Annotated in this window: 5 protein-coding genes; 4 read left to right on the top strand and 1 reads right to left on the bottom strand. The window is 62.8% G+C overall.

The features are described 5' to 3' along the window. The 4 genes from NW818_RS07730 to psb28 form a co-directional block, all read left to right on the top strand. Positions 1-2,006, top strand: a 2,006-nt coding sequence (locus tag NW818_RS07730; RefSeq protein ID WP_414424239.1) for a DNA gyrase subunit A, incomplete at its 5' end; no start/stop codon positions are given. A gap of 186 nt (positions 2,007-2,192) precedes the next feature. Then, complete coding sequence (locus NW818_RS07725; protein WP_011433215.1) at positions 2,193-2,564, top strand: DUF760 domain-containing protein; 372 nt, start codon at positions 2,193-2,195, stop codon at positions 2,562-2,564. A gap of 38 nt (positions 2,565-2,602) precedes the next feature. Further along, on the top strand, positions 2,603-3,802 hold the full coding sequence (locus NW818_RS07720; protein WP_414424238.1) for a glycerate kinase: 1,200 nt from the start codon (positions 2,603-2,605) through the stop codon (positions 3,800-3,802). Between the two features lie 31 nt (positions 3,803-3,833). Beyond that, the gene (psb28, locus tag NW818_RS07715) at positions 3,834-4,148 is read left to right on the top strand and encodes a photosystem II reaction center protein Psb28 (RefSeq protein WP_011433213.1); all 315 of its coding nucleotides are present in this window, start codon (positions 3,834-3,836) and stop codon (positions 4,146-4,148) included. Between the two features lie 17 nt (positions 4,149-4,165). Here the strand turns inward: psb28 and gatA are convergent, their stop codons facing one another. Then, positions 4,166-5,698 (bottom strand): Asp-tRNA(Asn)/Glu-tRNA(Gln) amidotransferase subunit GatA, encoded by a 1,533-nt coding sequence (gene gatA, locus NW818_RS07710; protein ID WP_414424237.1) that lies wholly within the window; start codon positions 5,696-5,698, stop codon positions 4,166-4,168. Positions 5,699-5,867 lie beyond the last annotated feature (169 nt).

Below are 5,867 nucleotides of genomic sequence, written 5' to 3'. Positions count from 1 at the left end.
CCGGCATTGCCGTGGGCATGGCCACCAACATCCCGCCCCACAACTTGGGCGAATTGGTGGACGGCCTGATCGCCCTCATCCACAACCCCAACCTGACCAGCCTGGAGTTGATGCAGTGGATCCCCGCCCCTGACTTCCCCACCGGGGCGCTGATCATGGGCCAAGAGGGCATCCGCGAAGCCTACACCACCGGGCGCGGCTCCATCACCCTGAGGGGGGTGGCCACCGTCGAAACCATAGAGCAGCGGGGCCGACCGGTTCGGGACGCCATCATCATCACCGAGCTGCCCTACCAAACCAACAAGGCAGCCATGATCGAGAAGATCGCCGAGCTGGTCAACGAGAAAAAGCTGGAAGGCATTGCCGACATCCGTGACGAGAGCGACCGCAGCGGCATGCGGGTGGTGATCGAGCTAAAGCGGGATGCCCAGCCGCAGGTGGTGCTCAACAACCTCTACAAGCAAACCCCCCTGCAGGCCAACTTCGGGGTCAACATGCTGGCCATCCTCAACGGCGAGCCGCGCACCCTGACCCTGCGGGACGCGCTGCAGGCTTTTCTGGATTTTCGGGAAGAGGTGATCGAGCGGCGCACCCGCTACGAGCTGCAAAAAGCCGAAGAGCGGGATCACCTGCTGCAGGGCTATCTCTTGGCTTTGGGGCAGTTGGATCGGGTGATTGCCCTCATTCGGGGAGCCGCCGATACCGCCACAGCCCGAGAGGAATTGCAGGCGGTGTTGGGCCTGAGTGAAGCCCAAGCCGACGGGATCCTGCAGATGCAGCTGCGCCGCCTCACCGCCCTGGAAGCGGAAAAAATCCAGGCCGAGCACGAAGACTTGGTGAGGCAAATTGCCGACCTGCGGGATATTCTGGCCCGCCGAGAACGGGTGATGCAGATCATCAGCGAAGAGCTGCAGCAGCTCAAAGCCCGCTTTGCCAGCCCGCGCCGTTCCCGCCTCTGTTTGGAGGATGGGGAGCTGGGAACGGATGATCTGATCGAAAATCGGGAGACGGTTATCTTTCTAACCGAGCAGGGCTATATCAAGCGCATGGGCCTTGAGGAGTTCCAGGTGCAGGGGCGAGCCACCCGCGGCAAAGCCGGCGCCCGCATCAAAGAAGACGATGCCATCGAACAGTTTTTTGCCTGTCGCAGCCACGACACCATCCTCTTTTTCACCAATCGGGGCGTAGTCTATACCCTGCCCGCCCACCAGATCCCCCAGGGGAGCCGCGCCGCCCGTGGCAGCGCCATCGTTCAGTTGCTGCCGATCACCCGGGAAGAGCGGGTTACGTCCATGGTGCCGGTGAGCCAGTTCAGCGACGACGAATATCTGGTGATGCTCACCCGCGGCGGCTACATCAAAAAAACGGCCCTCAGCGCCTTTGCCAATGTACGCTCCAACGGCCTGATTGCCATCTCTCTGGAAGAAAACGACGAACTGCGCTGGGTGCGCCGCGCCCGCTCCAGCGATGATGTGGTCATGGCGACCCGCCAAGGCATGTCCATTCGCTTCCCGGCGGATGACGAGCAACTGCGCCCTCTGGGACGGGCCACCCGGGGCGTGCGGGCCATTACCCTCAACGCCGGCGATGACATCGTCAGCATGGATATTATCTCTGCCGAATCGGTGATGGCTGCCGAGCGAGAGGGGGAGAAGCTGGCTAACCCTTGGGTGCTGGTGATCACCAAAGAAGGGCGGGGCAAGCGCTCGGCCATCGACAATTTCCGCCAGCAAAACCGCGGCGGCAAGGGGGTGATCGCCACCAAGTTCCGCCAGGCGTCGGACGAGCTGGCGGCCCTGCGCATCGTCAATGCCGAAGACGAGATCCTGTTGGTAACCGCCAGGGGCATTGTCATGCGCCAGTTGGCCAAGGCCATTCCCACCCAGTCCCGCGAGGCGACCGGGGTGCTGGTGCAGCGCCTGGATCCGGAAGACAGCATTGTGGGAGTTACAGTGGTACCCGCTGCCTTGGTTGCCGAGGAGGAGACCTCAGAAGCCAGCGCTTGATCCCCGGCCGTTACTTAGGTACGGCATTTGCCGCCGCAGAAGGGTGGGATCCCGTACCGAGGGGGGTGAAGATGGGGTGTTAGCTTTGACATAGCCCAAATTGCGGGAACAGCAAAGGCCTGGGGGATCAGGCCGAGCGGCCCGGTTGGGATGGCATCTGCTGTGTTTGTGGAGCTTGGTTACTCCATGGCGAGCCCGTTGAACTTCATCCCTGGTTTTGAGGCAGTGCAAACTCCGAGCCCCGACAACCGGCTCTGGCAATACTTGCAATCTCAGGATCCCAGCGTCTTTCAGGATATTGCCCGCAATTCTTCCCCAGAAGTGCTGGAGATCTTGGGCCACAACATCCGCAGCTTGGTGGGGAGCTTGCCCTCCGATCAATTCGGGGTTCAGATCATCACCAACCGCGAGAGCTTGGCCAAAATGCTCTCTGGCGCGATGATGGGCGGCTATTTCCTGCGGGTCATGGAGCAGCGCCTAGCCCTGGAGCAATCTTTGGGCAGTGCCTCCCAGCCTGCCAGCGCGGATCAGCCTTCGCCAGCAGAGGAGGAGGGCTAGGCTTGCAATCCACCTTTTAGCGCCGCCGAGGAGGTTCCATGCTGGATGCGGGTTTCCAGGCAAAGGGATCCCAGTTCAGCAGCCCACCGCGGCGGATTTTGGTTTGCCCGGATAGTTTTAAGGGATCCCTAACAGCCACGGCGGCGGCAGAGAGCATGGCCCGCGGGATCCAACAGGTGCTGCCGGAAGTCGAGGTGGAGCCGCTCCCCTTGGCGGATGGGGGAGAGGGCACCCTAGAGGCACTGCTGCCGACGCTGGGGGGAGAGAAGAAGGGCCTATGGGTCACCGGCCCCCTGGGGGATCCCGTGTGGGCGGAGTACGGGGTGGCAGGAGAGCTGGCCCTGTTGGAGCTGGCCCAGGTGGCTGGCCTGACCTTGGTGCCACCGGAGCGGCGGGATCCCACCCGCACCACCACCTACGGCCTGGGGGAGCTGCTGCGGGCTGTTTGCCGCGATCCCATCGCTGAGATCTGGATAGGACTGGGGGGATCCGCCACCGTGGATGGAGGGGCGGGCATGGCGCAGGCCTTAGGCTATCGCCTGTTGGATGGAGCTGGGGATCCCATCGGCTGGGGTGGGGCGGAGCTGGCCCGGCTGGCGCGCATCGAGCCCCCCGAACAGCCTGTTTGGCAGGGGAAACGGGTCCGCGGCCTCTGCGATGTGCAAAACCCCCTCACTGGCCCGTTGGGAGCCGCCGCCGTCTTTGCCCCCCAGAAGGGCGCCACCCCTTCCCAGGTGCAGCAGTTGGAGCAGGCGCTGCAGCAGTGGGCTCAAGTGGTGGAGCGAGATTTGGGCCAGGCCGTGGCCGGGATCCCGGGGGCCGGAGCCGCAGGCGGCTTAGGAGCAGGTCTGGTGGCTTTTTTGGAGGCCACTCTGGAGTCCGGGATCCAGCTCTTGGCGCGGCAATTGGCCCTGCCGGAGCGCATCCGCCGCTGCCATCTGGTCGTCACCGGAGAGGGCTGCCTCGACGAACAAAGCACGATGGGAAAGGTGGTGGGGGCCGTGCTGGAGCAGGCTATCCAAGCCCAAAAACCCCTGCTCATCCTCTGTGGCCAGGTGACTCCGGCAGCGCGCGCTGGGTTGGCAGCCCAGCCTCTTCCCCTTCGGGTTGGCGCCCTGTGCGACCGGATCCCCGACGTGGCAGAAGCCCAACGGCAGGCCGGCCATCACCTGGAGCAGATGACGGCCCAGGAGCTGAGAGATTTTCTGGAGCAGGATGCGGGGATTGGCCGGTTATAATGGCTTAAATCATCGTGTTTCGTAGGACATCATGGCCAGTATCGAGTTCTCCCCCGGCATCCAAGAGGTGCCCACCCAGGTGCGAGTGCTGAAATCCAAGACCGGCAACCGGGGATCCGCGATTTTCCGCTTCGAGGATCTAAAATCCGATACGCAAAACATCCTCGGCATGCGGATGATCGATGAGGAAGGGGAGCTGACCACCCGCAACATCAGGGCCAAGTTCCTGAACGGGGAATTCAAAGCCCTGGAAGTGACCTACGACATGGAAACCGAGGCAGAGTGGGATCGCTTCCTGCGCTTTATGGAACGCTTTTCAGCGGCCAACCAGATGGGCATGGCCTAGTTGCCGCCCTTCCCGCCTCAGCTTTTGGATTTTTTGCTCCTTTTGCCGGATCTGCGCTTGGCTTGAGGTTGGCCGGGATCGGATCCCTGGCCCTCTTCAACTGAGGGCTGCCCCAGCGGCGGCCGTCGCTTGTGCCAGTCGGTGCTTTGCTCATAGGCATAGGCCACCCGCAGCACCTTGCTCTCCTGTAGGGCATTGCCCACAATTTGCAGGCCAATGGGCAGCCCATCGGCAAACCCGCAGGGCAGGCTCAGCCCCGGCAAGCCCGCCAGGTTCACCGGGATTGTCATCAGGTCGCAGAGGTACATGCTGAGGGGATCCTCCCGCTCGCCGAGCTTGAAGGCTGGGGTGGGGGTGGTGGGGCTGACCAGCACATCCACCTTCTCGAAAGCCCTGAGGAAGTCTTGCTTGATGAGGGTGCGCACCTTCTGGGCCTTGAGGTAGTAGGCGTCGTAGTACCCCGAGGAGAGGGCATAGGTGCCGATCATGATGCGCCGCTTGACTTCTGGCCCAAAGCCGTGGGCGCGGGTCTTGCCATACATGGCCAGCAGCGAGTCGGCAGGTTCCCGCAGGCCGTACTTTACCCCGTCGTAGCGGGCCAAGTTGGCAGAGGCTTCCGAAGGGGCGATGATGTAATAGGTGGCAAGGCCGTAGCGAAAACTGGGGCAGTCGATCTCCAGGATCTCGGCCCCCAGTTCCTGCAGATGTTGAATGGCCGCTTGCACGGCAGCGCGGGTCTCCTCGCCGCATCCTTCCCCCAGCAAGTCGCGGATCACCCCGATTTTGAACCCCTTGATGTCCGGGATCAGAGCCTGGCTATAGTCCGGGATATCCACCTTCAGGCTGGTGGAGTCCATCGGGTCATGGCCGGCGATCCCCTGCAGCAGCAAGGCCACATCCTCCACCGTGCGCCCAAACGGCCCCACCTGATCCAAAGACGAAGCAAAGGCCACCAGCCCGTAGCGAGACACCAGCCCGTAGGTGGGCTTGAGGCCCACCACCCCACAAAAAGCTGCCGGTTGGCGGATGGATCCCCCCGTATCCGAGCCCAGAGCCACCACCGCCTGGTCGGCAGCCACCGCCGCCGCCGATCCCCCAGAGGATCCCCCTGGCACCCGCGTCAGATCCCAGGGATTGGCCGTGCGCTGAAAGGCCGAGTTTTCCGTGGAGCTGCCCATGGCAAACTCGTCCAGGTTGGTCTTGCCCACCGTCACCATGCCCGCAGCCGCCAGCCGCGCCGTCACCGTTGATTCATAGGGGGGAATGAACCCCTCCAGCATCCGGGAGGCACAGGTGGTGCGGATCCCTTGGGTGCAGAGGTTGTCTTTGACAGCTAACGGGATCCCGGCCAAAGGGCCAATCTCTTCCCCGGCCCGAATGCGGGCGTCCACCGCCTTGGCCTGTTGCAGAGCCAGTTCTTCGGTTACAGTAATAAAGCTTTTAAGCTGCGGCTCCAGTTGGGCCAGGCGCTCCAGGTACTCGCGGGCGATCTCTTCGGCAGAGCGCTCTTTGGTTACCAACTGCCTGTGGAGGGCACGGATGACAGACATAGGCAAACTCGTGGGGAAGGGCAAATGCCAGTGAGGCCAGACAAAGTTCCTCTAGATTAATCTAGGTGGGATCCCTTCCTACCCAAAATCCCGCCAATTTCCCCTCTCCCTGAGAGAGAGGGGCTGGGGGTGAGGGCGTCGGCAATGCAGAGCGCTTGGGCCCAAGTTA

The sequence above is a fragment of the Synechococcus sp. R6-5 genome (assembly GCF_047461775.1).
Classification (GTDB): Bacteria; Cyanobacteriota; Cyanobacteriia; order Thermostichales; family Thermostichaceae; genus Thermostichus.
This window is presented reverse-complemented; position numbering and strand designations above follow the sequence as displayed.